A 23,388-nucleotide genomic window follows, 5' to 3' on the forward strand; every position below is an offset into this window, starting at 1 on the left:
ATCGGCGGCGCAGGTCGCATCGACGAGGTCGGGAAGACGGGCCGAGGTGTGCCCGTTGCCGGCCGAGTGGGGGTACCGGGTGAGTTCTGAGCCCTTGGACCGATGGCTCGGCGCCGGGTGGAGCGAAGTCCCCGAACGGCTACGTCCCGCGGTCGTCGACCACATCTTCGGCGCCGATCTGGTCACCATGTCGAGCTATGCGGCAGCCAAGGCGCGCTACGTCCTGGATCGGCTCGACCCGGATATGCGCAGCGACTTCGAAGATGTCGCCCAGGACATGATGGTCGAACTCACCGCGACGCTGCCCACCGAGCGGATCCGGCACTGGAAAGCATTGGTGCTCAAGAAGCTTCAGTGGCAGGTCCTCCAGGACCGGCGCAGTCGCACAGCCGAGAAGCGCCACCCTGGGCAGCGGGTCGACTACGAGTCGACTGTCCTGGTTCTCGAGGATCATCGGTGCGGAGATGCCGAGAACCGGCTCGCCGACCGCGCCATCCTGCGGGACGCGCTGGCCTCGATCGCGCACGCGGAGACCGCGGCCGTGCTCCGCGCGACCTTCGTGATCGCCACCGACGGCAGCTATTCCGATGTGCAGACCACCGGTGAGGTGGCCCGCGACCTGCGGTTCAGCCAGGAGAAGGTCAAGCGATTACGCGCGGCGGGCGCGAAGTTGCTACGCGAAGCCGTGCGCGCGCAGCTCGACGCCCGCGACCGGGACAACGAGGAGACAGCGTGATGGCGCCGGAACATGACGCGGACCGGCTGAGTTTGCCGGTGGATATCGATGTGCTGATCGCCTTCGCCGAATCCGACAGCCCGAATGTCGACGCGGAGTCCGCCGCCGCCGGGGCACGGATCGCCGAGCGACTGTTACGCGCCGGCGCGGTGTCGAGCGAGGTCACCGTCGGCGACCTCGGCGCGCGCCGCGCCGTGATGGCGGTGCCCGGCTGGACCGTGCAGCCGCTGGCCGCGTCGTCCGACGGCGAGACGACGGCGACCCGCGCGGTGCAGAAACAGCTCGACCGGGAGCTGGGTATCGAATTCACCCGCTCGCCCGCGGGCGCGGAGCAGACGCGAATCTCGGTGCACTCGTTCGGTGCTCGGGCCGCGGCGGGCGACATCGTGCGGGTCGCGGTGAGCCTGGGTGCCGAGCGCAGCGAACTGCTCGTCGTCCTCTACACCGATGCCGACGGCACGCTCACCGGGCAGGTCGTCACCAGGGCGCTCACCATGTCGGAGGATCTCGAGATCTCGCTGCTGCCGGGTGCCGCACTCGGCAGCACGCACACCTCGGCGGTCACCGACGCGGTGCGCTGCTCACTCACGGCCGGGCGCAACGCATGGCGCCGGGTGGCCAAGGGCCTACCCGCCGGTGATCCCGTGCGGGCCGCCATCGTCGCCGGTTTGAGCTGATCGTCACGGGTCCGCCACAGTGCACGAACCCGATTGCCGGAAGTGCTTGTCCGACAATCGGGTTCCGATGCGCCCCCAGGAGGGCGCACCGCCGAGACCGGGTGGAACCCCCCTGCGGCTCCACTCGGCGAGCGGCGGCGCGGCCGTCGCTCCCGGGGGCAGTAGTACTCCACCGACGTCGATGCGGTGGTGGCGCCGACGTCGGTGAAACCCCTCACCGACACTGATGCCGTACGGGGCACGAACGGTTCGCGGCGAACCGCTGCCGGGACGCGGCGCATCTATGTTCTCGACGGCCGCTGATGCGGCCCGGTAGTGAGGAACGCGGGGATGACACCTTCGAGGAACGACGCAGCGCGGCAGCTCGCTGTCGCCGCGGCGATGGTGTTTCAGGTGAGCGCGCATGCCAGGACTGGATTGCGGGCGACGGCCGAGGCTTTCGAAGCCCAGGCGCGGTTGTTGCTCGCCGAGGGTGAGGCCGAGCATCGCGACAGCGTGCGGGACGCCTGTGCGCGGGCCGAGGAGCTCGCCGCGACGGCCGATGCCGAGCTGGCTCGGCGACAACGTGATGGTGCGGTCGACGGGGCGGATCGGCGTCGGCACTCCCTGATCGCCGCGATCGCCCGTCATCGACTCGACGAGGACGCTCGCGACCGCCACCGCGCCGCGGCCATCGACAAGCAGGAGCGTGCCGCGCGGCGTGTGCTGATCGAGGCCAACCGCGGCGACCTCTGCGCGTACCGGCCGACGGTGCCCTCACCCGCCGGTGTGACGGTCGACGAGTTGGTGGCCGCACAGGAATTGGCCGTGCACGAGTTGCGGCGTCGCCTCGATGTCTACCTCGCGGCGGTCGAAGCACACCCCGAAGACGACAGATACGTGGCGGACCTGTGAGCCCGACCGACAAGTTCGCCGCCGATGGCGCAACCGCGCGCGAGCCCGGCGAGTTGCCCGCCGGCAGTGGACAGGTGCCTTGCGGCGCTCAGCTCACCGCCGTGGTGGAAACGCGACCGGCCACCCACCTCCGCGAGAGCACGGACTCAGCATTCGACGGCGATGGCGCCATCATCGACAACGTGCGGATGTTCGGAATCGCCGCGACACAAGCTGGTTCGTTCCGGTGACGCCCCCGCATCCGTCCCACCGATCGGCATCCCGCCGAGCATGCGCAGCACCAGGCGCACGAACGCGAGATGTGTGCGTAAGGCTCGCGGCGAACGGGCGAGGGAGGCCACGGTGCACGTACCGGTCGGCGCGGGACGGGAAGCGAACCGGTCGGTGAGCCAGTCGAGAATCGCGGGCACGATGAGGAATTCGAGTGGCAGGTGCGAGCCGCGGCGCACCCGCAGGTAGCGCACCGTCGCCCCGGCCTGCTGATAACGGCGCACGTGGGCGTCGATATCGGCGACGGCGATCACCTCGTCGTTCACCCCTTGGACGATGAGCAGCGGTGCCGCCGGCGCGCGAGTGCCGGGTTCGATGTCGGCGAGAATGCGGCGCAGGACGGGTTCGGCGAGCAACTCCCCGATGCCCCCGCGCAGATGCCGGGAGACATCGCGCCGGGCGAACCGCAGCAGCAGCGCGAAGGTACTGCGCTCTTCGGCTTCCCCGAGCAGCTCGCGGTAGCGCGCGTCGAGGTGATCGTGCAGCAGCGGACCGAGCTCGGGATAGGCCTGGCGCAATCCCGCGACGAACGCCGCCGGGAACCCGGCGAACCACCCACCGTTGAGACGCTCGAAGGCGGCGGCCGGGTCACCCACCGGTGAACCCGCCACCGCACCGACGATATTCAGCTCCGGTGCGTACTCGGCGGCCAGTTCCGCGGCCCACGCCGTCGCCAACCCGCCACCCGAATAGCCCCACAGGGCAACCGGAGTGGACGGTGTCAACGCCATCGGGGCGAAGTCGATGGCGGCCCGAATCCCGTCCAGCGCACGGTATCCGGGTTCACGCGCGGCGCCGAACCGACCGCCCAACCCCTCGTGATCGGGCACCGACACCGCCCAACCCTGCTCCAGGGCCATCGCGATGATCGGTAGCTCGAGCGGCGCGATCGAACCGATCGTCCGCGCACCGCGCCGCAGCGCGTACGACGGAAAGCACTGCGGGGCAACAGCATCGATCGCACATTGGAACGACACCAGCGGCCGGGGCCGCGCCGAGGCACCCCACGGCAGCAGTACCGTCGTCACCGAGACTTCCGGCGCACCGTCGAGATCGCAGGTGCGATACAGCAATTGCCACGCCGCGATCCGCTGCCGGATCACCCCGAACAGCGCGACCTCCACCGGCCGCGACCGCACCACCGTCCCTGGCGCGAGCGCGTCGATGCCGGGTGGGGTGGCGTAGAAGGGATCGTCGGGTGGTAGTAGTGGCGCGTCGTGCCAGGTGGTGTCCCGTGTCGGGGCGTCGAGGGTCACGAGCTGTCGCCGCCACCGAAGAACCAGGGGTTGGCCGTACAGGTCAAGGTGGGACTGCCTTCCGGATCGAGAGCACGCAACGCGATCGAGGTGGCTCGGACGCGCTCTGCGAATCTATGACCCATGACACGGTGATGTCACTGCACGGGGCAACGAGAAACTCTGGACGAGATTGGCGCGGGAGCCAAGTTCTGTTCGTCTTCGATCGGAGGCGCCTGTACCGGCCTGTCGTCGGACACAATCGAGTCATGCTCGCCGAACACCCCGTTTCCGAACTCCCCGCGCTGCCCGCGCTGACCGCCCGTCTGCTGACACGGTGGCCACAGATCTCCGAGCGCATGCTCGCCGACGGTCTGGGTGCCAACGCACCCGCCGAACTCCCCGACGGGCACTTCACCGCGGAAGTGCTGCCGACCATCTACGCGTGCGGTCGGGCCGTGCTCGAGGCGATCGGCGCCGATCGGGAGTTCACCTACGCCGAGGTGGCGGCGTTCGTCGCCCCGGTCGCCGAGCGTCACGCCGAGGACCGGCTGCCGTTGCCGATGCTGATCGGCGCGATCCACGGGTCGGCGCAGTCGGTGTTCGCGGAGGCGCTGTCGCTGGCCCAGCCCACCGAGATCGCGGAGATGGCACGGGTCGGCGGCCGCCTGCTCGAGCTGCTACGCCACATCAATATGACGGTCGTGGAGACCTACACCGAGGTCGAGCAGTCGATCTATCACGCCGAACGCGAGGCGCGCCGGGAGCTGTGTTCGGCGCTGGTACGCGGCCTGCCTGCCGAGGAACTCGCGGCCCGCGCCGACACGATCCTCGCCGACCAGTACACAGTGCTCGCGGTCCATCTGAGCGAGCCACCCCGCGTCGGCACCGCGGCCAACCTGGTGACGAGGCGACGGATCCGGGTGCTGCAGCGCGCATTGGACGAGCTCACCGGCACCACCACCCCGGCCACCTTCGATGGCACACACGGCATCGCATTGCTGAGTCACAGTTCCGAAACCGACATTCTCGACGCGGCGAAGTTCGACGAACTCGCCGACCGCCTGCGCGCGCAGTTCGGGGTACCGGTGTATCTGGCCGAATTCTCCGATATCAGCCGTGACGCGATTCCGGCCGCGGCCAAGGACGCGACCGAACTGACCGAGCTGGCGCGACTACGCGGCAGGCCCGGCGGCTGCTATCGACTCGACGATCTACTGCTGGAATACCAACTCACCCGGCCCGGCCCGGCCCGGGAACGTCTGGCGCAGCGGGTGATTCCGCTCCTGAGCAGTCCGCACCTGATCGACGCACTGGAAGCGCATCTCGTTCACGGCACCGACCGCAAAACGGCGTCACGACTGATTCACGTGCACCCGAATACTTTTACCTATCGACTACGCCGGATTGCCGAACTCACCGGTCTCGACCCGGCCGATCCGACGGATTCACGTATGCTCGCCGCATCGCTCACGGTGTATCGACTTGATACTCCGGAAAACGAAAAAACCCGCTATTCGACGTGTGCATCGAATAGCGGGTAATTCGTTTCCCGACAAGGAAAGTCTTACGTGTCAGCGCTCTTTACAGGTAGGCGCTGCACACGGGCCAGGCACCGGGGCCCTGCGCGGCCAGCACGTTCTCGGCCACGCGGATCTGCTCTTCACGGCTGGCGTTGTCGGCAGTGCCCGCGCCACCGTAGGCTTCCCAGGTGCTCTGCGAGAACTGCAGGCCGCCGTAGTAGCCGTTACCGGTGTTGATGTTCCAGTTGCCCGTGCTCTCGCACTGCGCCACGGCGTCCCAGTTGTTCGCCGAGGCGGTTGCGGTGGTCAGACCGGCCGGAACGGCGATCATCGCGCCGGCAACAGCGGCAATACCAAGGGCACGGGTGGTGAACTTGCGATTCAAAGACATAAAGTATTTCCTGCCTGCGCCCACCGACTCGGTGATGAAAACTACCGTGTCCCTGCCCCTCAGTCATGTCGGGGATCCTCGAATCACGGGGCAGGCTTTCCGGTGTTCTGCGATTCGATTCGGCTCGGGTTGTTGTTCAAGCCGTGATCGAATGTAGCCGGAATGCGCGCTGAGATCACGTGCCGATCACGGAGCCGTTTGTAGCGGCTATTGTCCAAAGGAACACTGTTCACCGCTGGTCGGCCGTGACAAATCCGTAATCACATTACTGTCGTTATAGCGTTGTAATGTGACGGGGCTCATATGGATCCGGAGACCCCGGTCACGTTTCTTTTCCGGCAATTCGGGCAAGCGCTGCGGGCCGCGACGGGGGATGATGGGTGAGAAGGAGGCACCGATGAGCACTCGCCGGACCCTGTTCACCGTCATCGCCATCGGCTTGGTCGCGGCCGTGACAGTGGGTCTCTACCTGTTCCAGCCGTGGCGGTTGTTCACCACGGTGACCGTCAACGAGGCACCGATCGTCGCGGTGGATGGTGCGCCACCACCGGTGATCGCCGAGGGCACCTTCATCTCCCATGAGCACGACACCTCCGGCACCGCGCAGCTCCAGCGCACGTCAGAGGGCACAATCGTGCTCCGGATCGCCGACCTGAACACCTCCGACGGACCTGACCTGCACGTCTGGCTCACCGATCAGCCGGTGATCGCCGACGACTGGCACAACTTCGACGACGGCAACCACATCGACCTCGGCTCATTGAAGGGAAATGAGGGCAGCCAGAACTATGAGTTGCCCGCGGGCACCGATCTGTCGACGGTGAAGTCGGTCAGCGTCTGGTGTGAGCGCTTCCGCGTGTCCTTCGGCGCCGCCACTCTGGCGCCCGGGTAAGTCCGGTCAGGCGAGCAAACGCCGCTCGGTGGCCACCGCGACCGCCGCCGCGCGGGTGTCGACGCCGAGTTTGTCGTAGATGCGGCCCAGATGGGTTTTCACCGTCGCCTCGCTGATGTGCAGCGCGCGGGCGATCTCGCGGTTGCCGAGGCCGTGCGCGAGTTGGCCGAGGATGTCACGCTCGCGGGCGGTGAGTGTGGGGCCGGGATTGCGCATCTTGGCCATCACCTTCGCGGCGACCGGCGCCGACAAGGCGGTCTGCCCGCTCGCGGCGGCGTGGATCGCGGCGAACAGTTCCTCGGGCCGTTCGGCTTTGAGGAGGTATCCGGTGGCCCCCGCCTCGATCGCGCGGGTGATGTCGGCGTCGGTGTCGTAGGTGGTCAGCACCAGGACGTGCGGGGTCGGCGCGGGCTGGGCGGTGATCCGGCGGGTCGCTTCGACGCCGTCCATGTCGGTGCCGAGCTGTAGATCCATCAGCACCACGTCAGGGTGCAGACTCGCGGCCAGTGCGACCGCGGTCGGTCCGTCGGCAGCCTCCCCGATGACCTCGATATCGGGCGCGCTCGACAGCAGCGCGTGCAGTCCGGCGCGGACGACAGCGTGATCGTCACAGATCAACAGGCGCACGGTGGTGGTCACGTCCCGATGTTAATGCGCGCATTCCGGTCGCCGCGTGTTCTCTCGCGGGCGTGCGTCCGCACGGCGTTCGAGGGGGCCGAGCCTCGGTGACCGATTCAGCGGTCGGCGATCGTGTCGGCGGTGGTCGGTGTGCCCGGAACGAGCGGGATAGCGGCGGAGAGCACGGTGCCGTCGCCGGGCGCGGATTCGATGGTGCAGGTGCCGCCGAGTTGACCCACGCGCGCCCGAATCGCGGGCAGACCGTGTCCGCGATGTTGTGCGGGGTCGGCCGGTGCGTCCAGGTCGAAGCCGCGTCCGTCGTCGGCGACGTCGAGCACGATCTGATCGTCGAGGCTGGTCAACGTGATCGTGGCGGTGGTGGCCGCCGCGTGTTCGCCCACATTGGCCAGTGCGCCCTGGGCGATGCGCAGCAGCGTGGCCTCGACCCGCTGGGGCAGCGGGCCAGGTGTGCCTTCTATATGGCAGCGCACGGTCAAGGTGTCGGTCGTCTCCCGTTCGGCGAGTGCGGCCAGCGCGGCGGGCAGCGATCCGCCCGCGGCGAGGTCGGCCGGGGCCAGGTCGTGGACGAACCGGCGCGCCTCGGTCAGGTCACGTTCGGCGATGGCCGCGGCCGATCGCAGATGCGTGTGGGCGAGTGGTGGATCGCTGTCCCACACCAGGTCGGCGGCTTGCAGCAGCATGCGCTGGCTCGACAGACCCTGGGCGAGGGTGTCGTGGATTTCCATGGCCAGCCGTTGTCGTTCGGCCAGCGTGCCTTCCCTGCGTTCGGTGGCCGCCAGTTCCTGCCTGGTCCGCACCAGGTCATCGATCAGCGCGGCCTGCCGTTCGGCCTGACGGCGCATACCGACGAACAGTGCGGTGGTCACCGCCGCCACCGCGGGCGGGGCGAGTACCAGATTCGGATCGAGCCAACCGGCGATGCGCACCTGACTCGACACCACCAGCGCGGTGAGCGCGACGACCAGGATCACCGCGACCCGCTCCGACAGAATCCGCAGGCCCGTGTACACCAGAGGTACCGCGCACCAGGCGAAACTCGGCGCGAGCACCACCAGCACCGACCAGGTGAGCACCAGCATCGCGAACCACGCGAGCCGACCCGACTGCCGCAACTCACTCAGCGCGTACAGCACCGCGAGCGTCAGCGAGAGAACGACGATCAGCGGCGTCGAACGGGTCTCGCTGTGCCGGATCAGCCACCGCATCAACGATGCGGCCAGCAGGACATAGAAGGCACTGTGGACGATGACGGCGAGCAGGCGCGTGTCGTCCCGCTGTTGGCCGAGTAGCTGAGCCAAAGAAACCACCTCTGTTTCTGCGGACGGTGGCGTCGCTGCGCCAACGAAGATCAGTTCTCGGCCGCCTCGATCTGGACTGACCGGAGGGTGCGACGAAGGAGTGCCCGGAGGGAGGGAAGATCGAGGTTAATAGGCCGAGAACACGCGGCGCCAGCCGCCAAGAATACGGGTCATCCGATCGGTTGACCCGGGTGTCGGCCGATCCGGCCGCGGAGTGCAGCCGGAACGCCGATCCGCGGGAGGCCCCGGGCGAACAGGATGGATATCAACAGGCCACGGCAGACTGCCGGCCGGCCGGGATCCACACAGGAGCAGCCATGTCCGCCAAGTCCACCACCCGCAACCGCCTGATCATCGCCGGTGCCACCGCTGGTGTCGTCGCCGCCGGAGTGGTCGGCGTCGTGACCGTTCAGGCGCAGGATCAGGACCCGGCGACCCGCACCCCCGTCGTCGTCAACGCCGCCGACGCCAACCTGGCCCAGTCCACCCACCTGTCGATCGCCGCCGCCACCAAGGCCGCGCAGACCGCCCTCGACGCCGCGGCCAAGGAGAACCAGCGCGTGAGCGTCGCGGTGGTCGACCGCAACGGCAACGTCATCGTCACTCTGCGCGGTGACGGCGCGGGCCCGCAGTCCTACGACGCCGCCCAGCAGAAGGCCTTCACCGCCGTCTCCTGGAACGCCCCGACCACCGAACTGGCCAAGCGTCTCGAGTCGGCCCCCCACTTGGCCGACATCGACGGCACCCTCTTCCTCGGTGGCGGCGCGCCCGTGAAGGCCGACAACGCCCCGATCGCGGGCATCGGCGTGGCCGGCGCCCCGAGCGGTGACCTCGACGACAAGTTCGCCCAGGCGGGCGTCGCGTCGATCGCCGGCTGATCAGGATCTGACAACATGTCGCCCTATCGAATTCGACAGGGCGACATGTTCATTCGTCGCGGCGGGCGCGGGCCCGGCGTTTGCCTTCGTGCATGGCCTGGACCCGGGCAATCGGGATCGTGTGGCCTTCGGCGATCAGATCGGCGGGAAGCGCTTGTGGTGCGGGCATTTCCGTGTCCCATGGGTCGGTGTCGCCGAGCAGGTTCGGTGCGGTGCGCAGGGTGAAGTCGGCGGGGGTCACCGAGTCGATGTCGTTCCAGCGCAACGGAAACGACACCGTGACTCCGGGACGGATGCGCGGGCTGTATGCCGCGATCACCGTCGCGCCACCTGCTCGGGTGGAGTCGAGAAAGACCTTGCCCGCTCGGTCCTCGCGGATGAACGCGGTGGTTCCGACGGCGGGATCGATGCGCTCGGCCCTGGCCGCGATGGCCCGGGTCGCCGCCGCGGCATCCTCGATCGCGACGCCGGGCTCGATCGGCACGTAGACGTGTAGCCCCTTGGCACCGCTGGTCTTCACCGCACCGGCGAGCCCATCGGCCTCCAGTGCCGCCCGGATCAGGTGCGCGCCCGCTGCCGCGTCTCGAAACGTTTGTCCCGGTGAGGGATCCAGGTCGAGCACCAGGTGTGTCGGGCCCGCGCTGTGATCGACCGGCAACAGCAGCGGGTGGTACTCCACCGCGCGCTGGTTCCCGAACCACAGCAGCGTGCGCACGTCGTCGCCGAGCGCGTAGGTGACCTCGCGATGCGAACTCTCCGCCCACACCGTCGCGCGCGGCACCCAATCCGGCGTGTATTTCGGCAGGTTCTTCTGCATGAACGGCGGCTGCCCCGGCCGCACCCGCACCACCGAAAGCACGCGCCCCCGCAACACCCGGACCAGCCGCTCCCCCATGAACTCGAGATAGTCGACGAGATCCCGCTTGGTTGCCTCGGCCCCGTCGAACAGCGGCTGATCGAGATTGCTCATCTCCACCCCGCCGCGCAGCTCTTTGCTGGTCATGGCCCCACCTTGCCCCGGCGCCCAGGGGTGGTCAACCCCCGTTTTGGTCGATCACCAGGTCGTCGGCTATCGTATGATCCGCGCGGCTCACCCCGGTGAGCTGTTGTTCTGGCCCCGTCGTCTAGCGGCCTAGGACGCCGCCCTCTCAAGGCGGTAGCGCGGGTTCGAATCCCGTCGGGGCTACAACGAGAACTCCTCGGTCATGGTGACCGGGGAGTTTTTTTGTGCCCCTTTTTGTGCCTGGAGTGCAACATATTGACAGACGTTGCACGGTTCATACACTGTAGGAAACGGTGCATGGAGGTGACGTGATCGAACAGACGGCACTGGAGAAACGACTCCAGGACGCGGCAGCGCGTCCCGATCCCGTGAGCGCGTTCCGCGCCGCCAGGGCCGTGTTCATGGCCGGGCACCGACTCGAGATGAAGGAACTCGCCGTCGCGCTCGGCGTGAACCGGGCGACGCTGTTCCGGTGGGTCGGCGGGCGCGACGAACTGCTCGCCGAGGTCATCTGGTCGGTCGCCGAGCCGACATTGGGTCGCGCGGCCGCCGCCGCACCCGGTCGCGGCGCGTACCGCATCGCGACGATCCTCGGCGATTTCGCGCAGGCCACCAACACCTCCCACGCCTTCCGCCAGTTCCTGTTGCGCGAACCCGAACGGGCGCTGCGACTGCTCACCACGCGCGCGGGATCGGTGCAGCACCGGATCGTCGCGATCGTGGAAGATCTACTCGCCGAAGAGATTTCGGCCGACGCTCTCGATCCGCTCCTGCCGGTGCCCGAGTTGGCGCTGCTGCTGGTGCGGATCACCGAGACCTTCATCTACACCGATGTGATCAGCGGTGAGGAACCCGACGCGGCCAGAGTTGTCCGGGCGTCATTGGTTCTGCTGGGCGAACGGCCCGAACAGTAAGTCAGCCGAAAGGACCCCATGAAGCGCTCCATCTACACCTCCGACCACGACGCCTTCCGCGCGTCGGTCGCCGAATTCGTCAAGCGCTCGATCGAGCCGAATGCCGAACGCTTCGTCGAAGAGCGCGCGATCGACCGCGAAACCTGGCTCGCGGCAGGCGAACTGGGCTACCTCGGCCTCGGTGTGCCCGAAGAGTTCGGCGGTAGCGACGCGGGCGACTACCGGTTCAACGCCGTGCTCGGCGAGGAGATGGCCAAGGCGAGCGCGGCGCTGTCGTCCTCGTTCGGCATCCACTACGATGTGTGCGCGCCCTACCTGGTCGAGCTCACCACCGACGAGCAGAAGCAGCGCTGGCTCCCGAAGTTCTGCACCGGCGAGATCATCACGGCCATCGGCATGACCGAGCCGTCGGGCGGTTCCGACCTGGCCGCGCTGAAGACCACCGCCGTGCGCGACGGTGACGACTGGATCGTCAACGGCTCGAAGACGTTCATCACCAACGGTTTCAATGCCGACCTGGTGATCGTCGCCGCGCGCACCAGCCCGGAGAAGAAGGCCAAGGGCATCACCCTGTTCGCGATCGAGACCGGGATGGAGGGGTTTACCCGCGGTCGCAAGCTCGACAAGGTCGGCCAGCCCGAATCCGATACCGCCGAACTGTTCTTCGACAATGTGCGCGTCCCCGACGCCAACCGGATCGGCGAGCTCGACCGCGGTTTCATCGCCATGATGGAACGGCTGCCGCAGGAGCGTATCGGCGCCGCGGTTTCCAATCTCGCGCACGCCGCCGCGATTCTGGACGAGACGCTGCAATACGCCAAGGAGCGCAAGGCTTTCGGTCAGCAGATCGGCAGCTTCCAGTACAACAAGTTCCTTTTCGCCGAACTGGTCACGAAAGTCGAAGTGACACAGGCCTTCGTCGATCAAGGTATCGCCGCGCACGCTGCGGGTGAGCTGTCCGCGGTCGATGCCGCGAAGGCGAAGTGGTGGTCGGCGCAGGTGCAGAACGAGGTGCTCGACGCGTGCGTGCAGCTGCACGGCGGCTACGGCTACATGCGTGAGTACCGGGTCGCCCGTGCGTGGATGGACGCCAGGGTCACCAAGATCTGGGCGGGTTCCAACGAGATCATGAAGGAACTGATCGGCCGCGATCTGGGCCTGTAGAGCGGAAAGCGTCGCGCCCGGTGGATCCTTCGCCGGGCGCGACGCGACGCCGGTCAGCTCAGGATGATCGGCAACGCGGCCAGATCGTTCTGGGTGAGCACCGGCAGGTTGCCGATCTCACTGTGGGGCACGGCAAGTCGCAGCTGCGGGAAGCGGGCGAACAGCGCGGGCAGCGCGATCGCGGCTTCGAGGCGCGACAGGGCGGCGCCGGGGCAGATGTGCGGCCCATAGCCGAAAGCCAAGTGGCGGTTGGCGGTCGAGCGCGTCACGTCGAACTCGTCGGCGGTCTCGCCGTGCACCGTGGTGTCGCGGCCGACCGCGCGGTAGGACATCACCACGCCCTCGCCCTTGGCGATCACGGTGTCGCCGACGGCGATGTCCTCGGTGGCGAAACGCATCAGCAGGTGCGAGACCGGGCCGTCCCAGCGCAGCGACTCCTCGATCACCTGCTTCCATTCCACGTCGCCGGCAAGCACTTTCGCCAGCTGTTCGGGTTCGCCGAGCAGCGCGCGCACGGTGTTGATGATCAGGCTCACGGTGGTCTCGTGCCCGGCGGCGACGAGCGCGGTGATATTGCCGATCGCCTCTTCCTCGGTGAGCGGCTCACCGCCCTCGTCGGCGATGATGAACGCCGAGGTGAGATCGTCGCCCGGGTTCGCGATCTTCTGCCTGACCTGGTCGGTGAAATACGCGTCGAGGTCGCCGATCACCCGCAGGCGCTCGTCCTGCGGGGTCATCACCGAGAAGAACTTCTTGTACCAGTCGAGCAGCTGCGCGTGGTCTTCGCGCGCGACGCCCATCAGGTCGCCGACCACGCGCATCGGCAGCGGGTAAGCGAACACCTCCTTGAGGTCGACCGGCGCGCCGTCGGCACCGGCGGCCGCAAGGTCGTCGAGGAGCTCGGCGGTGAGCTGCTCGATCACCGGACGAAGCTCTTCCAGCCGCCGCGGAGCCAGCGCCTGCGCGGTCTTGAGGCGCAGCTTGCGGTGCTCGGCACCGTCGACGGTGAACATCGATCGACCCACGTCGACCATGCCGATCAGCGGCCACTGGTTCGTCACCACACCGTCGGCGTACAGCGACCACGCGTTGATGTCCTTGACCAGCCGGGTGTCGGTGGTCAGCTGGCGCGCGACGGCGTGATCGGTGATGGTCCAGGCCGGCACGCCGAGCAGGTCGATCCGGGCGATCGGGCCGAGTGCTCGAAGGCGGGCGGTTTCCCCGTCGAGGTCACCGACCATAGGGTCGATGGCGAAAGGGCATGGCGAATTCACGAAAAACCTCCGACGGGTCGAACTGGTGTGAAACGAACGGGCAGTGCGCTCATGCCCCGAAGGAAAGCCGAAGGTCGCCGGGTGAGTTGGTCGGCGGGTACTGCGAGGTCCATGTCGGGGAGCCGGTCGAGCAGCACCTCGATCCCGGTCCTGGAGATGATCTCCGCGATCTGCTGCGCCGGGAAGGGACAGCGGTATTCGCCATAGCTGAACGCGAAGTGCGCGTTGTTGCCCGTCGGCACCGAGCCGCTCTCGGTGAACGACTGGCGCACATGCGGATCCAGATTGGCGGCGGCGAGACCGAGTAGCACCATGTCGCCCGCCCGGATCGTGTGATCGGCGAGTCGGGTGTCGCGCGCGGCCCACCGTCCGGACAGGATCGAGGTGGGACTCTCTTCCCAGAGCACTTCGCTCATCGCCTCGCCGACGCTGCGCCTGCCGCCGCCGAGCGCGTTCGCGAATCGATCGTCGGTGAGCATCAGCCGCATCGAACTGCCCAGCCAGTCGGCGGTGGGCAGATGGCCCGCGGCGGTGATCGCCACCAGGTCCAGCATGTATTCCTCATCGGTGAACGGCTCGGCGTCGGCCAGCATCAATGACACCAGGTCCCCTGCTGGACGGGCCTTCTTCGCTGCGACGAGCCGGGCCATGTGCTCGGTGAAACGCATGTACGCGGACTGCGCGTCGGCGCCGCCGTCGGCGAGCTGTTTCATCACCAGGGCGAGGTCGGCGGCATCGGCGTCGGGCAGCCCGAGAATGCGGGCCAACGCCAGGATGGGCAGCGGCACCGCGAATTCCGCCATCAGGTCGGCGGTGCCACGACCGCAGAACCTGTCGACCAGCCGGTCGGCGATTTCCTCACAGGCACGCCGCAATTCGAAGTGGTCGACCGCGTCCAGCGCCGGTTCCACCATCGCCAGATGCCTGCGGTGTTCGGCACCCGCGGTGAAGTAGATCGAGGGCATGGGCCCGCCGACCATCGGGAGCAGCGGCCAATCGCCGGGCACATTGGGCCACTGATTCCACAGCGACACATCGCGCGGGAAGAGCAGCGGATCACTGGTCACCTGGTGCAGTTCGCGGTAACCGATGATCAGCCAGGCCGGGAACCCGCCGGGCAGTTCGACCTGCACCACGGGACCGTGATCGCGCCGCATCCGCCGATAGACCTCGTGCGGTTCGATGTGGAATTCGGGGCCACTCAACGGCACCGCGCCGGTGATCGGGCAGGCGCCGGTCGGTGTGCTCATGAGACGGTTTCTCCCTGCGGGACAGCGGAATACAGATGCTCGACCAGTGCGATCAGCACCTGCTTGCTCGATTCGCGCGAGCGCGCGTCACACATCACCAGCGGCACCGCCGGATCGAGGTCGAGCGCTTCACGCACATCGTCGGCGGCGTGGGAGTCACCGAAGTCGTTGCAGGCGACCACGAACGGGGTGCCCTGATGTTCCAGCCGGTCGATCGCGTACCAGGAGTCGCTGATCCGGCGCTGGTCGACCAGCACGATCGCGCCGAGCGCACCGGCGAACAGCCGGTCCCACAGAAACCAGAACCGTTGCTGCCCAGGAGCTCCGAACAGATACAGCACATGTTCGTCGTCGAGGGTGATCCGGCCGAAGTCGAAGGCGACGGTGGTGGTCGACTTGCCCGGCACACCGCTGGTGTCGTCGACGCCTGCCCCGACATCGGTCATGGTGGCCTCGGTGTCGAGTGGCCGGATCTCACTCACCGAACGCACCAATGTCGTTTTGCCGACACCGAATCCGCCGATGACCACGATCTTCAACCCATGCATTGCCGTGCTGTGCAGCGGCGCTCGAGCCCGCTCGGGCACGTTCTCAGAGCTTGCGAAGTCCAACGAGCACCTTCTCGAGGGTGGAAGCATCCAGCGACATCGCCGCCGACAGCGGTGGGCGCACCGTGATCTTGCCCGCGGCCAGCAGGTCCGACAGCACAACTGTGGCGACACCGACGGGCAGGCGCAGCTCGGCCGCGATCTCCACCACCGCGGTCGGCGCCCGGCACATGTCGAGGACCGCGGCCTGCTCCGAGGACATACCCGCGGTGGGTGCCGACTCGCTGACCACCAGGGTGACCAGGTCGAAGTCCTCGGTCACCGGCGCGCGACCGCCGGTGAGGGTATAGAACCGGTCGGGATCGTCGTCGCGACCTGCCCTGGTCAATCGATCGCTCCGCGTCTGGGCTGGGTCGCCAGGTGCTCGCCGAGCTGTTCGACCAGCTCGTGCATCGTGTGCCCGACCAGACCGGCATCGGCGTCCTCGGCGGCGACCACCGCCAAGTGCGCGCCGCGCCCCGCCTCGACCACGAACAGGATGCCGCCGTAGAACTCGGTCATCGACTGGCGAACGCCGCCACGCCCGTCACCGAACTCCACGGATGCCCCGTGCGCCAGGCTCTGGAATCCGGCGGCGATCGCGGCCAGCTGATCGGCGCGGTCCACATCGAGTTCCGGTGTGTGGCAGATCTTCAGGCCGTCACCCGACAGCAGCAGGGCATGCCTGGCGCGTGGGGTGCGCGCGAGCAGCTTCTCGAGCAGCCAGCCGAGATTCGCGGGGGCGGTGGTGGTCATCGGTCCTCCAGTGGGTCGGGAGCCGCGGCGGCGCTGCCCGGTTCGTGGCTTGCGGTGGTGCGGCCCGGCGCGGAACGCTGGAAGGCACCGAGGGCGGTGGGCTCGGCCGGTGTGGCCTTGGCGGCCGGCGCGGTGGTCAGGCCTTCGGGGTGGACCTGGGCCAGGGTGTCGCCCCGGCGACGTTTCGGCAGCGTGGGCGAGGAGGAAGGGACACCGTCGGTTTCCGGTCGCGCGTGCTGACCGGCAGGCGCGCTGAAATCCATGGTGCCGGTGTCGGTTCTGCGTGGGATCGGACTGTCGAACTGGCTCAGCGTGGCGGGCTCGGCGAAGCGCGGCGGGGCCATCGCAGTGCGACTGCGGCGTTCGGCGCGGGCGGTGAGCTCGCGCGGGACGACAACGACCACCGCGGTGCCGCCGATCGCGGACGGCCGATACGACACGGTGAGTTCGTGTTTGCGCGCCAGATGCCCGACCACGGCGAGCCCGAGCCTGGTTCCCGACAGCGAGGCCAGGTCGGCGCCTTTGCCCTTGTGGTCGCGCCCGGTGACGGCGGCTTCGGCGCGGCGCAGCGCGGAATCGCTCATGATCAGGCCGCTGTCCTCGATCGTGATCACCACGCCCGCAGGCACTTCCGCGGCGTAGACGTGCACCTCGGTGGTGGGCGGCGAGAAGTTGCAGGCATTGTCGAGGAGTTCGGCGAGGCTGTGCATCACGCCTTCGGCGGCATGCCCGGCGATGCCGATCTCGGCGATCGCGCGCAGCCGTACCCGCTGATATCCGGCCACGCGACCCATCGCGCCGCGCAGAATAGATTCCATCGCAATCGGTTTCGCCCAGCGGCGGCCGGTGCGCGCACCGGACAGGACCGCGATGCTGTCGGCGAGGCGCCCCGCCTGGGCGGTGCGGTGGTCGATGTGGAGCAGGTCGGTGAGCACCCTCGGGTCGGCGTGACGGTGTTCCATCTCGCGCAGTTCGGCCAGCATCGAGGTGGTCATCGCCTGGATTCGCCCCGCCGCACCGGCGAACGCGGCCAGTGCCGCCGCGCCCCGCCGCGAATTCTCCTGGGCTTCCCAGGCGTACGCGGCGGTGTGTTCGTCGGCCTGGGTCAGACGTGCGCTCGCCTCGGCCACGGTGGCGGCCAGTCGCTGTTCGGCCAGCTGGGCGGTGGCCAGACTCGCGCGCGCCTGCGCACGCTGACGCAGTGCGAACCAGACCGCGGGGCAGCCGAACAGTGCCGCGGCCACCGCGGCGGCGAGCACCGGGATGCCGATAGTCTGCGGCGTGAACACCGCGGTCACGGCGGCGATCGCCACCACCGCCACCCCCGCACCGAGCACCACAGATCCGACGCTGTCACCGGACCCCTCCGGTGCGGCTACTGTCTGTGCCATCGGCAGTACTTCCGCAGTACTCACAGGCCCCCAAGCCATCAGTGGTCGAGCAAACACGCAGCAAGGCAGCCTGTTTCGAAGTCGGAGTCGAGCATATCGAGCCCCCGCCCTACCTGCCACTCGACCGATCAGGGTTCACCGGCCGTTCGGGTACGGGTCAGCGTCCGGCCTGCTCGGGGTCCTTGCGGCGAGACGGTGATCACGTGGCGAGGGCTCGTGCGATAACCACCGCCATAGCGCGATAGCCGGAATCATTGGGGTGCAGGTGATCACCGCTGTCGAACGCCGCGGCGAGGCGGGTGCGATCACCGGGTTCGGTCAGCGCTTGTTCGAGATCGACCACCTTGTCGAACGCGTCCGACTCCCGTATCCACGTGTTCACTTCGGTGCGCAATCGCTCCTTCTCGGGCGAGAAGTAGGTCGACCCGGCGAACGGCGGGATGGTCGCGCCGACGATATACACACCGTCCGTCCGCGCCTGGGCGATCAATTCGCGGTATCCGGCGATGAGCTGAGCCGTCGAAACCTGTGGGTAGACCACCCCGTCGGGCCCCGCGCTCCCCGACAGACCAATGTCGTTGATCCCGATCAGAACGATGGCGGTGCCGACGCCCGGCTGTTCGAGAACGTCGCGGCGGAAACGAGCCAGGGCGCTGTCGCCGAGCACGGTCGAGTCGGTGAGCAGCCGGTTGCCGCTGATTCCGGCGTTGACCACCGGGCCGTGGTGGCCCGCCGCCGCGAGTTGGTCGGGGTAGCGCAAGTCGGCGTCGAGGGTGGAGCGGTAGCCGTCGGTGAGCGAATCGCCGAAGGCCACGGTGACATCGCCCGCGCTCGGCCGCAAGGTGTCGACGCCTGCGAGGTAGTACCAGGACTGGGAGGTCTCGGTGAACGGTGCCGCCGAGGGCTCGGCGGAGTGATCGCCCTGTGCCCGATAGGTGGTGGCGAGCGCCTGGCCGTGCTGGGTCGCGGGGCCGGTGGGTTGGGCGAAGTAGAGAGTCACCGCCATCGACGCCCCCGCCGTGTCCATCGCATCGCTGACTATCTCGCCCCCGGGAGCGATCACGAAGGTGGACTGTCCGCCAACGGTCAACGCCCGCACCGATTCCGGGACGACAGCGGCTCCACCCTCACTCGCGGCGACGGTCGCCGCCGTGACCGGCAGGGGGTACTCCCCGTAGCGATTCGACAGCCGGATTCTGACTTGGGGGCCCTCCTCCGACAGGCGAACCACCTGTCGCACAGTCTGATCGGAGAAACCGAGTGCGGACCAGTTCTGGTAGATCGGGTACTGGACAGCGGTCGCCCACGCACTCGACCATGAGGTTTCGGTGTCGCGAGCACCGAATGCCACCAGGGCCAACGCGGCTACGGCAGCGACGGGCGCGGCGATCCAGCGCAGGCGCACCGTCATCGGAGCGACCATGTCATGCCGAAAGTAGCTAGGGCGTCGAGGAATTCGACCGGCTCGAACAGTTCGGCGGGTGACTGCGCGCCCGGCTTGCCCGCGCCCGTCGCGATGCGCGTCGCGACCTCGACCGCGAGTTGGGCGCTGTTGCGGTAGGCGTCGGGGCCGCTGCCGATGCCGCGCAGTGTCCGGCCGCCGCGATGGATGTCGACGACCATCGAGTACGCGGCCGGGACCGACGGCGTTTCGGGCGCCGCATCGAGATCGGCCGCGGTGACGGTGCCGACGATCTCGAAGATCGACTTCGCGAGGACGCCCTCTACCGAGCGCACCGCGGTGTGGCGTGGAATCGTCACGACCGAGGGTTGTGGAAACTTCATCACTGCAATGGGTTCCGTCTCGTCAGGGAGTAGGAAGGTTGCGCGGCGGGGCTGGGGGCCGGTGTGGAATTCGCCGTCGGACCAGGACAAGCCTCCACTGGTGAAGACATCTAGATTCTGGAAGACGGTGCGCATACTCCCGCGCGAGCCCTCGCCGCCGGGCGCGGCGACGTGACTCAGGACGATCTCGTCGGCGCCGCCGAGTCGCCGCGCCCCGAGGTGGGCGAGTAGGTCACCGACGATCCCGGCTTCGGTGGTCGCGGTCGAGAGCGTCACGCCGGCCTCTACCGCGAGCTGGCTGTATTCAGCGAAGACCTTCTCGACGAAGAGCTGTTCGCCCGCGACGTCGACGTAGTGGGCGCCTGCCGCGATGGCGGCGCGCAGGACTCCTTCGCCGGTGCCGGTGAAGTCGGGCAGCGTGCTGATCACGGCGTCGGCATCGGCGAACGCGGCGACGAGGGCGGCGTGATCGTCGGCGGCGGCGACGCGGACCTCGGCGCCGAGACCGGCGAGGCGCTCGGCGTCGCGGCCGACGACCACGGTCTCGATACCGCGCTCGCGCAGCTCCCGCACCGCGAATGTTCCGACGTGGCCACTGGCTCCGTAGACGGCGATCTTCATGTCGTTCTCCTTGTTCATCGGGCTGATGAACTCAGCGTATGAGCCAGATCAAAGACAGGAAATCATCAATAGTCTTTCCCAGATATCCAATCGTCTCTACCCGGTATCATTCTGGACATGGATCTACTGAGCGATGTCCTGGCCACCGCGAAGACCGGCAACCCGGCCTCCGGCATGTTCGTCCGGCACGCGCCGTGGGGCCGGGCGTATCCGCGCATCGAGAGCGCGGGCTTTCACGTGGTGCTCCAGGGCTCGTGCTGGCTGACGCGGCCCGACGCGGAGCCGCTGGCACTGGGCGCCGGTGACGCGGTGTTCATGCCGCGCGGTGTCGCCCACGATCTGCTCGACCAGCTCGACAGCCCGGTGACCGAGACCGCCGGACCGGCCGACGTTCGGACCGTAGCGGGACCGGGCGCTCCCGCGACCCTGCTGTGCGGTTCCTACCAGCTCGCCGCCGACCGGACCCATCCGATGCTGGCGGAACTGCCCGAGGTGGTACACATTCCGGCCCGGCTCGGCACCCATCCGTCGCTGCGCGCCGCCGTCGACCTGCTCGCCGACGAACTCACCGACACCCACCCCGGCGCCGACGCGGCGATACCCCCGCTGCTGGATCTGCTGCTGCTCTACCTGCTGCGTGCCCGGCTGGCGGACACCAAGGAGACATCCGGCTGGGCCGCCGCGGTCGCCGACCCCGACATCTCGCGGTCCCTGCGCGCCGTCCACGACGACCCCGCCCACGGCTGGACCGTCGAATCCCTCGGTGCCCGAGCGGGTCTCAGTCGCGCCGCCTTCGCCAAACGCTTCATGAACCTCGTCGGCGAACCCCCACTGACCTACCTCACGCGCTGGCGCATGCTCACCGCCGCCCGTCTGCTCCGCGACACCGACCACCCCCTGTCCACCGTGGCCAGGCGCACCGGCTACAGCTCCGAGTACGCCTTCAGCAAAGCCTTCAAGCGCGAATTCGACACGGCCCCAGGCCGATACCGCTCGGCACCGACCGAAGTCCTGGTGGCCGGAGTGTTGTGATCCTCAGTCGAGCACGGCTGTCGCCTCGACCTCGACGAGCAGATCCGGCTCACCGAGCGCGGCCACCCCGATCAGCGTGATCGGCTTGACCGGATCGACCCCCAACTTCGCCGCCGCCCTGGCGACACCTTCACCGAGCAGCGGGAACTTGTCCGCACTCCAGTCGACGACATAGATGGTCAACTTCGCGACATCGTCGAACGAACCACCGATCGCCCCGAGCGCGGTGCCGATATTGAGATACGCCTGCTCGACTTGAGCAGCGAAATCACCTGTGCCGACCGGATTTCCGTCGGCATCACGGGCGACCTGCCCGGCCAGGAAGACCAGCCGCGAGCCTGTCGCGATCGAGAGTTGCCGATACACCTCCGGTTTGGGCAGCCCTTCCGGATTCACCAGTTCCACTGACATGCCTTCTCCCGCCACTCGAACGTCTGTGCGGATGATGGTAGCCGATCCGATATACATGCTACCTGTATACTTTCGGCATGAAGGAACTCCGGTGGGTCGGCGACGCGCTGGACCGGCTGCGCGAATTGCCGCAGCCGGTCCAGCGTGGCCTCGGTTACGGCCTACACCGAGTCCAGACAGGCCAGACGCCGCTCGACTTCAAGCCGATGCCGACTGTCGGCGCCGGTGCATTCGAACTTCGATACCGCGATCGAACCGGCGCATATCGCATGTTCTACGTCGCTCGATTCGGCGATGTCGTTTACGTGCTCCATACCTTTACGAAGAAGACGCAAAAGACCGCGCCCGGCGACTTGTCCGTCGGCCGGGACCGCTATCGCGCGGCGGAAGCGGATGCAAGGAAGGGATGAAGCCATGAGAATTCAGCGAACGTCCGATGTATGGGAAGCGATCACGGACTCCCCAGAAGAGGCCGAGCGGCTTCGAGTTTGGGCCGAGGCACTGGACGCGGTGCTCGCACGGATCGATGAGTTGGAACTCACGCCCACCCAGGCAGCCGAGCGACTCGGTGTCGCCAGGTCACGGATCTATGAGATGCGGGCAGGCAAGCAGGGTGTGTACAGCCTGGAGAGGCTGATCGGCTTCGGTGCGCGCCTCGGTTTGCACACCCATCTGACAATGCGAAAGACCGCGTGAGGCGGACCAACTGGCTAATCGATCTCGCCCACAGCGAATTTCGTTGCCTCGGCTACGAGTTCATTGGACGGTTGCGCGTTCTGTTCGGGCTTGGTGGTCAGGACGGCGAGGACGAGCGGCGCGCGGCCGGGCGGCCAGGCGATGGCTACGTCGAGGGCGGAGCCATAGGCGGGGGTGCCGGTTTTGTCGCCGACTTTCCAGTCGGCGGGCAGGCCCGCTTTGATGCGTTTGGCACCGGTGGCGCTGGCGAGCAGCCAGTCGGTGAGCTGAGCACGTTCGGGGTCGGCGAGGGCTGTGCCGAGGACGAGGGCGCGGTAGTCGGCGACCAGGGCCGCGGCGGTCGTGGTGTCACGTTCGTCGCCCGGGATGGCGGTGTTGAGCTCGGGCTCCCAGCGGTCGAGGCGGGAGACATTGTCGCCGAGGGTGCGCAAGAAGGCAGTGAAACCCGCTGGGCCGCCGAGCAATCGGAGGATGAGGTTGCCCGCGGTGTTGTCGGAGACGGTGATCGCGGCGTGGCAGATCGCGGAGACCGTCATCCCGGTATCGATGTGCTTTTCCGTCTCGGCGGAGTTCACCACGATGTCGGCCGCCGTGTAGTGGATGACCTGGTCGAAGTAGCCGGTGGACAGCGGATGGGCTTGTAGAAGGGCGCCGCACGCCAAGCCCTTGAAGGTCGAAGCCATCGGGAAGCGTTCGCTCTCACGGTAGTTCACCGTCGCGCCGCTGCCGGTATCTACGACCGAGAGTCCAAGCCGGGCACCGTATTTCGCTTCCATATCGACGAATGCGGCTGGCGCGGCCGACGCCGCAAGCCCCGATGTCGACGGTGGCGCCGGTGTTACGTCGTTGCTCGAGCAGGCCGTCGTTGTCACGGCCGAGATCGCCAGCGCGACGGCGGCGATTCGGGTTCGGAGGCGCGGCGCGCGGCGCGTCAGTGCGGTGGGAGTCACCGGTGCACAACATCATCGTCGGCCACCGTGAGGCCAATATCGGACACCCGCCTGGACAAGTCGCGCTCGATATCACCGCAGGTAGGTGGCGGTAACCCCACCCAAACGGCCGATCGCCACC

The 23,388-nt window shown here is 67.8% G+C and carries 25 protein-coding genes, 1 tRNA gene and 1 pseudogene; 12 read left to right on the forward strand and 15 right to left on the reverse strand.

The features are described 5' to 3' along the window. Nucleotides 1–79 precede the first annotated feature (79 nt). The 3 genes from ACFXKN_RS11230 (at nucleotide 80) to ACFXKN_RS11240 (ending at nucleotide 2,307) form a co-directional block, all read left to right on the forward strand. Complete coding sequence (locus ACFXKN_RS11230) at nucleotides 80–736, forward strand: hypothetical protein (protein WP_378953221.1); 657 nt, start codon at nucleotides 80–82, stop codon at nucleotides 734–736. Next, on the forward strand, nucleotides 736–1,413 hold the full coding sequence (locus ACFXKN_RS11235; protein WP_378953219.1) for a hypothetical protein: 678 nt from the start codon (nucleotides 736–738) through the stop codon (nucleotides 1,411–1,413). Before ACFXKN_RS11230 ends, ACFXKN_RS11235 begins: the two co-directional genes overlap by 1 nt. Nucleotides 1,414–1,743: 330 nt before the next feature. Further along, on the forward strand, nucleotides 1,744–2,307 hold the full coding sequence (locus tag ACFXKN_RS11240) for a hypothetical protein (protein ID WP_378953217.1): 564 nt from the start codon (nucleotides 1,744–1,746) through the stop codon (nucleotides 2,305–2,307). Between the two features lie 146 nt (nucleotides 2,308–2,453). Here ACFXKN_RS11240 and ACFXKN_RS11245 read toward each other — a convergent pair whose 3' ends face one another. Continuing rightward, the gene (locus ACFXKN_RS11245) at nucleotides 2,454–3,833 is read right to left on the reverse strand and encodes a lipase family protein (protein ID WP_378953215.1); all 1,380 of its coding nucleotides are present in this window, start codon (nucleotides 3,831–3,833) and stop codon (nucleotides 2,454–2,456) included. A gap of 248 nt (nucleotides 3,834–4,081) precedes the next feature. Here ACFXKN_RS11245 and ACFXKN_RS11250 point away from each other — a divergent pair, with 248 nt between their 5' ends. Beyond that, complete coding sequence (locus tag ACFXKN_RS11250; protein WP_378953213.1) at nucleotides 4,082–5,356, forward strand: PucR family transcriptional regulator; 1,275 nt, start codon at nucleotides 4,082–4,084, stop codon at nucleotides 5,354–5,356. Between the two features lie 43 nt (nucleotides 5,357–5,399). On the opposite strand, the pseudogene ACFXKN_RS11255 reads toward ACFXKN_RS11250, so the two are convergent. Beyond that, nucleotides 5,400–5,726 (reverse strand): annotated as a pseudogene (locus ACFXKN_RS11255) (transglycosylase family protein); the annotation flags it as partial. A 397-nt stretch (nucleotides 5,727–6,123) separates the two neighbouring features. On the opposite strand from ACFXKN_RS11255, the gene ACFXKN_RS11260 reads away from it, so the two are divergent. After that, a complete protein-coding gene (locus ACFXKN_RS11260; protein ID WP_378953211.1) occupies nucleotides 6,124–6,618 on the forward strand; it encodes a DM13 domain-containing protein in 495 nt (164 codons plus the stop codon). Nucleotides 6,619–6,624: 6 nt separating this feature from the next. Here ACFXKN_RS11260 and ACFXKN_RS11265 read toward each other — a convergent pair whose 3' ends face one another. After that, nucleotides 6,625–7,257 (reverse strand): response regulator, encoded by a 633-nt coding sequence (locus ACFXKN_RS11265; protein ID WP_378953209.1) that lies wholly within the window; start codon nucleotides 7,255–7,257, stop codon nucleotides 6,625–6,627. A 95-nt stretch (nucleotides 7,258–7,352) separates the two neighbouring features. Continuing rightward, complete coding sequence (locus ACFXKN_RS11270; protein WP_378953207.1) at nucleotides 7,353–8,555, reverse strand: sensor histidine kinase; 1,203 nt, start codon at nucleotides 8,553–8,555, stop codon at nucleotides 7,353–7,355. Between the two features lie 317 nt (nucleotides 8,556–8,872). On the opposite strand from ACFXKN_RS11270, the gene ACFXKN_RS11275 reads away from it, so the two are divergent. Further along, nucleotides 8,873–9,433, forward strand: coding sequence for a heme-binding protein (locus ACFXKN_RS11275; protein WP_378953205.1), 561 nt, complete (start codon nucleotides 8,873–8,875; stop codon nucleotides 9,431–9,433). A 49-nt stretch (nucleotides 9,434–9,482) separates the two neighbouring features. Here the strand turns inward: ACFXKN_RS11275 and ACFXKN_RS11280 are convergent, their stop codons facing one another. Beyond that, complete coding sequence (locus ACFXKN_RS11280; RefSeq protein WP_378953203.1) at nucleotides 9,483–10,436, reverse strand: DNA polymerase domain-containing protein; 954 nt, start codon at nucleotides 10,434–10,436, stop codon at nucleotides 9,483–9,485. A 110-nt stretch (nucleotides 10,437–10,546) separates the two neighbouring features. Here ACFXKN_RS11280 and ACFXKN_RS11285 point away from each other — a divergent pair. The 3 genes from ACFXKN_RS11285 to ACFXKN_RS11295 all read left to right on the forward strand — a co-directional run bounded on the left by ACFXKN_RS11285 (nucleotide 10,547) and on the right by ACFXKN_RS11295 (nucleotide 12,514). Then, nucleotides 10,547–10,619 (forward strand) — tRNA-Glu (locus ACFXKN_RS11285). 125 nt (nucleotides 10,620–10,744) lie between these two features. After that, nucleotides 10,745–11,350: a QsdR family transcriptional regulator gene (locus ACFXKN_RS11290; protein WP_378953201.1), complete on the forward strand. Its 606-nt coding sequence runs from the start codon at nucleotides 10,745–10,747 to the stop codon at nucleotides 11,348–11,350. Between the two features lie 18 nt (nucleotides 11,351–11,368). Beyond that, entirely contained in the window at nucleotides 11,369–12,514 is a 1,146-nt protein-coding gene (locus ACFXKN_RS11295) for an acyl-CoA dehydrogenase family protein (RefSeq protein ID WP_378953199.1), read from the forward strand. Between the two features lie 53 nt (nucleotides 12,515–12,567). Here the strand turns inward: ACFXKN_RS11295 and ACFXKN_RS11300 are convergent, their stop codons facing one another. The 8 genes from ACFXKN_RS11300 to ACFXKN_RS11335 form a co-directional block, all read right to left on the reverse strand. Beyond that, nucleotides 12,568–13,788 (reverse strand): cytochrome P450, encoded by a 1,221-nt coding sequence (locus ACFXKN_RS11300; protein WP_379432925.1) that lies wholly within the window; start codon nucleotides 13,786–13,788, stop codon nucleotides 12,568–12,570. Then, nucleotides 13,785–15,038 (reverse strand): cytochrome P450, encoded by a 1,254-nt coding sequence (locus ACFXKN_RS11305; protein ID WP_378953195.1) that lies wholly within the window; start codon nucleotides 15,036–15,038, stop codon nucleotides 13,785–13,787. Before ACFXKN_RS11305 ends, ACFXKN_RS11300 begins: the two co-directional genes overlap by 4 nt. Next, nucleotides 15,035–15,586, reverse strand: a complete 552-nt coding sequence (locus ACFXKN_RS11310) for an ATP/GTP-binding protein (RefSeq protein WP_378953193.1) — start codon at nucleotides 15,584–15,586, stop codon at nucleotides 15,035–15,037. Before ACFXKN_RS11310 ends, ACFXKN_RS11305 begins: the two co-directional genes overlap by 4 nt. A gap of 43 nt (nucleotides 15,587–15,629) precedes the next feature. Beyond that, a complete protein-coding gene (locus tag ACFXKN_RS11315) occupies nucleotides 15,630–15,974 on the reverse strand; it encodes a DUF742 domain-containing protein (RefSeq protein WP_378953191.1) in 345 nt (114 codons plus the stop codon). Then, a complete protein-coding gene (locus ACFXKN_RS11320; RefSeq protein WP_378953189.1) occupies nucleotides 15,971–16,381 on the reverse strand; it encodes a roadblock/LC7 domain-containing protein in 411 nt (136 codons plus the stop codon). The genes ACFXKN_RS11315 and ACFXKN_RS11320 overlap by 4 nt, the downstream gene beginning before the upstream one ends. Further along, a complete protein-coding gene (locus ACFXKN_RS11325) occupies nucleotides 16,378–17,772 on the reverse strand; it encodes a sensor histidine kinase (RefSeq protein ID WP_378953187.1) in 1,395 nt (464 codons plus the stop codon). The genes ACFXKN_RS11320 and ACFXKN_RS11325 overlap by 4 nt, the downstream gene beginning before the upstream one ends. 199 nt (nucleotides 17,773–17,971) lie before the next feature. Continuing rightward, entirely contained in the window at nucleotides 17,972–19,183 is a 1,212-nt protein-coding gene (locus ACFXKN_RS11330) for an SGNH/GDSL hydrolase family protein (RefSeq protein WP_378953185.1), read from the reverse strand. Further along, the gene (locus ACFXKN_RS11335; protein WP_379432926.1) at nucleotides 19,180–20,178 is read right to left on the reverse strand and encodes a saccharopine dehydrogenase NADP-binding domain-containing protein; all 999 of its coding nucleotides are present in this window, start codon (nucleotides 20,176–20,178) and stop codon (nucleotides 19,180–19,182) included. Before ACFXKN_RS11335 ends, ACFXKN_RS11330 begins: the two co-directional genes overlap by 4 nt. Nucleotides 20,179–20,295: 117 nt before the next feature. On the opposite strand from ACFXKN_RS11335, the gene ACFXKN_RS11340 reads away from it, so the two are divergent. Then, nucleotides 20,296–21,210 (forward strand): AraC family transcriptional regulator, encoded by a 915-nt coding sequence (locus ACFXKN_RS11340; protein ID WP_378953181.1) that lies wholly within the window; start codon nucleotides 20,296–20,298, stop codon nucleotides 21,208–21,210. Between the two features lie 3 nt (nucleotides 21,211–21,213). Here the strand turns inward: ACFXKN_RS11340 and ACFXKN_RS11345 are convergent, their stop codons facing one another. Further along, nucleotides 21,214–21,621 carry a RidA family protein gene (locus ACFXKN_RS11345; RefSeq protein ID WP_378953179.1) on the reverse strand — a complete coding sequence of 136 codons (408 nt, stop codon included), beginning with the start codon at nucleotides 21,619–21,621 and terminating at the stop codon, nucleotides 21,214–21,216. Nucleotides 21,622–21,698: 77 nt separating this feature from the next. On the opposite strand from ACFXKN_RS11345, the gene ACFXKN_RS11350 reads away from it, so the two are divergent. Further along, nucleotides 21,699–22,031 carry a type II toxin-antitoxin system RelE/ParE family toxin gene (locus ACFXKN_RS11350; RefSeq protein ID WP_378953177.1) on the forward strand — a complete coding sequence of 111 codons (333 nt, stop codon included), beginning with the start codon at nucleotides 21,699–21,701 and terminating at the stop codon, nucleotides 22,029–22,031. 4 nt (nucleotides 22,032–22,035) lie between these two features. Continuing rightward, nucleotides 22,036–22,317, forward strand: coding sequence for a helix-turn-helix domain-containing protein (locus tag ACFXKN_RS11355; protein ID WP_378953175.1), 282 nt, complete (start codon nucleotides 22,036–22,038; stop codon nucleotides 22,315–22,317). Nucleotides 22,318–22,331: 14 nt separating this feature from the next. Here the strand turns inward: ACFXKN_RS11355 and bla are convergent, their stop codons facing one another. Then, the gene (gene bla / locus ACFXKN_RS11360; RefSeq protein ID WP_378953173.1) at nucleotides 22,332–23,267 is read right to left on the reverse strand and encodes a class A beta-lactamase; all 936 of its coding nucleotides are present in this window, start codon (nucleotides 23,265–23,267) and stop codon (nucleotides 22,332–22,334) included. Nucleotides 23,268–23,388: the final 121 nt, after the last annotated feature.

This window comes from Nocardia sp. NPDC059195 (assembly GCF_042754695.1).
Lineage (GTDB): Bacteria > Actinomycetota > Actinomycetes > Mycobacteriales > Mycobacteriaceae > Nocardia.

What these genes read in the sequence shown, in the direction of transcription:
- ACFXKN_RS11250 (WP_378953213.1), top strand. Translation starts at nt 4,082, where the DNA reads ATGCTCGCCGAACACCCCGTTTCCGAACTCCCCGCGCTGCCCGCGCTG.
- ACFXKN_RS11235 (WP_378953219.1), top strand. Translation starts at nt 736, where the DNA reads ATGGCGCCGGAACATGACGCGGACCGGCTGAGTTTGCCGGTGGATATC.
- ACFXKN_RS11280 (WP_378953203.1), bottom strand. Translation starts at nt 10,436, where the DNA reads ATGACCAGCAAAGAGCTGCGCGGCGGGGTGGAGATGAGCAATCTCGAT.
- ACFXKN_RS11330 (WP_378953185.1), bottom strand. Translation starts at nt 19,183, where the DNA reads ATGACGGTGCGCCTGCGCTGGATCGCCGCGCCCGTCGCTGCCGTAGCC.
- ACFXKN_RS11345 (WP_378953179.1), bottom strand. Translation starts at nt 21,621, where the DNA reads ATGTCAGTGGAACTGGTGAATCCGGAAGGGCTGCCCAAACCGGAGGTG.
- ACFXKN_RS11295 (WP_378953199.1), top strand. Translation starts at nt 11,369, where the DNA reads ATGAAGCGCTCCATCTACACCTCCGACCACGACGCCTTCCGCGCGTCG.
- ACFXKN_RS11325 (WP_378953187.1), bottom strand. Translation starts at nt 17,772, where the DNA reads ATGGCACAGACAGTAGCCGCACCGGAGGGGTCCGGTGACAGCGTCGGA.
- ACFXKN_RS11240 (WP_378953217.1), top strand. Translation starts at nt 1,744, where the DNA reads ATGACACCTTCGAGGAACGACGCAGCGCGGCAGCTCGCTGTCGCCGCG.
- ACFXKN_RS11350 (WP_378953177.1), top strand. Translation starts at nt 21,699, where the DNA reads ATGAAGGAACTCCGGTGGGTCGGCGACGCGCTGGACCGGCTGCGCGAA.
- ACFXKN_RS11320 (WP_378953189.1), bottom strand. Translation starts at nt 16,381, where the DNA reads ATGACCACCACCGCCCCCGCGAATCTCGGCTGGCTGCTCGAGAAGCTG.
- ACFXKN_RS11305 (WP_378953195.1), bottom strand. Translation starts at nt 15,038, where the DNA reads ATGAGCACACCGACCGGCGCCTGCCCGATCACCGGCGCGGTGCCGTTG.
- ACFXKN_RS11335 (WP_379432926.1), bottom strand. Translation starts at nt 20,178, where the DNA reads ATGAAGATCGCCGTCTACGGAGCCAGTGGCCACGTCGGAACATTCGCG.
- ACFXKN_RS11260 (WP_378953211.1), top strand. Translation starts at nt 6,124, where the DNA reads ATGAGCACTCGCCGGACCCTGTTCACCGTCATCGCCATCGGCTTGGTC.
- ACFXKN_RS11355 (WP_378953175.1), top strand. Translation starts at nt 22,036, where the DNA reads ATGAGAATTCAGCGAACGTCCGATGTATGGGAAGCGATCACGGACTCC.
- ACFXKN_RS11340 (WP_378953181.1), top strand. Translation starts at nt 20,296, where the DNA reads ATGGATCTACTGAGCGATGTCCTGGCCACCGCGAAGACCGGCAACCCG.
- ACFXKN_RS11310 (WP_378953193.1), bottom strand. Translation starts at nt 15,586, where the DNA reads ATGCATGGGTTGAAGATCGTGGTCATCGGCGGATTCGGTGTCGGCAAA.
- ACFXKN_RS11275 (WP_378953205.1), top strand. Translation starts at nt 8,873, where the DNA reads ATGTCCGCCAAGTCCACCACCCGCAACCGCCTGATCATCGCCGGTGCC.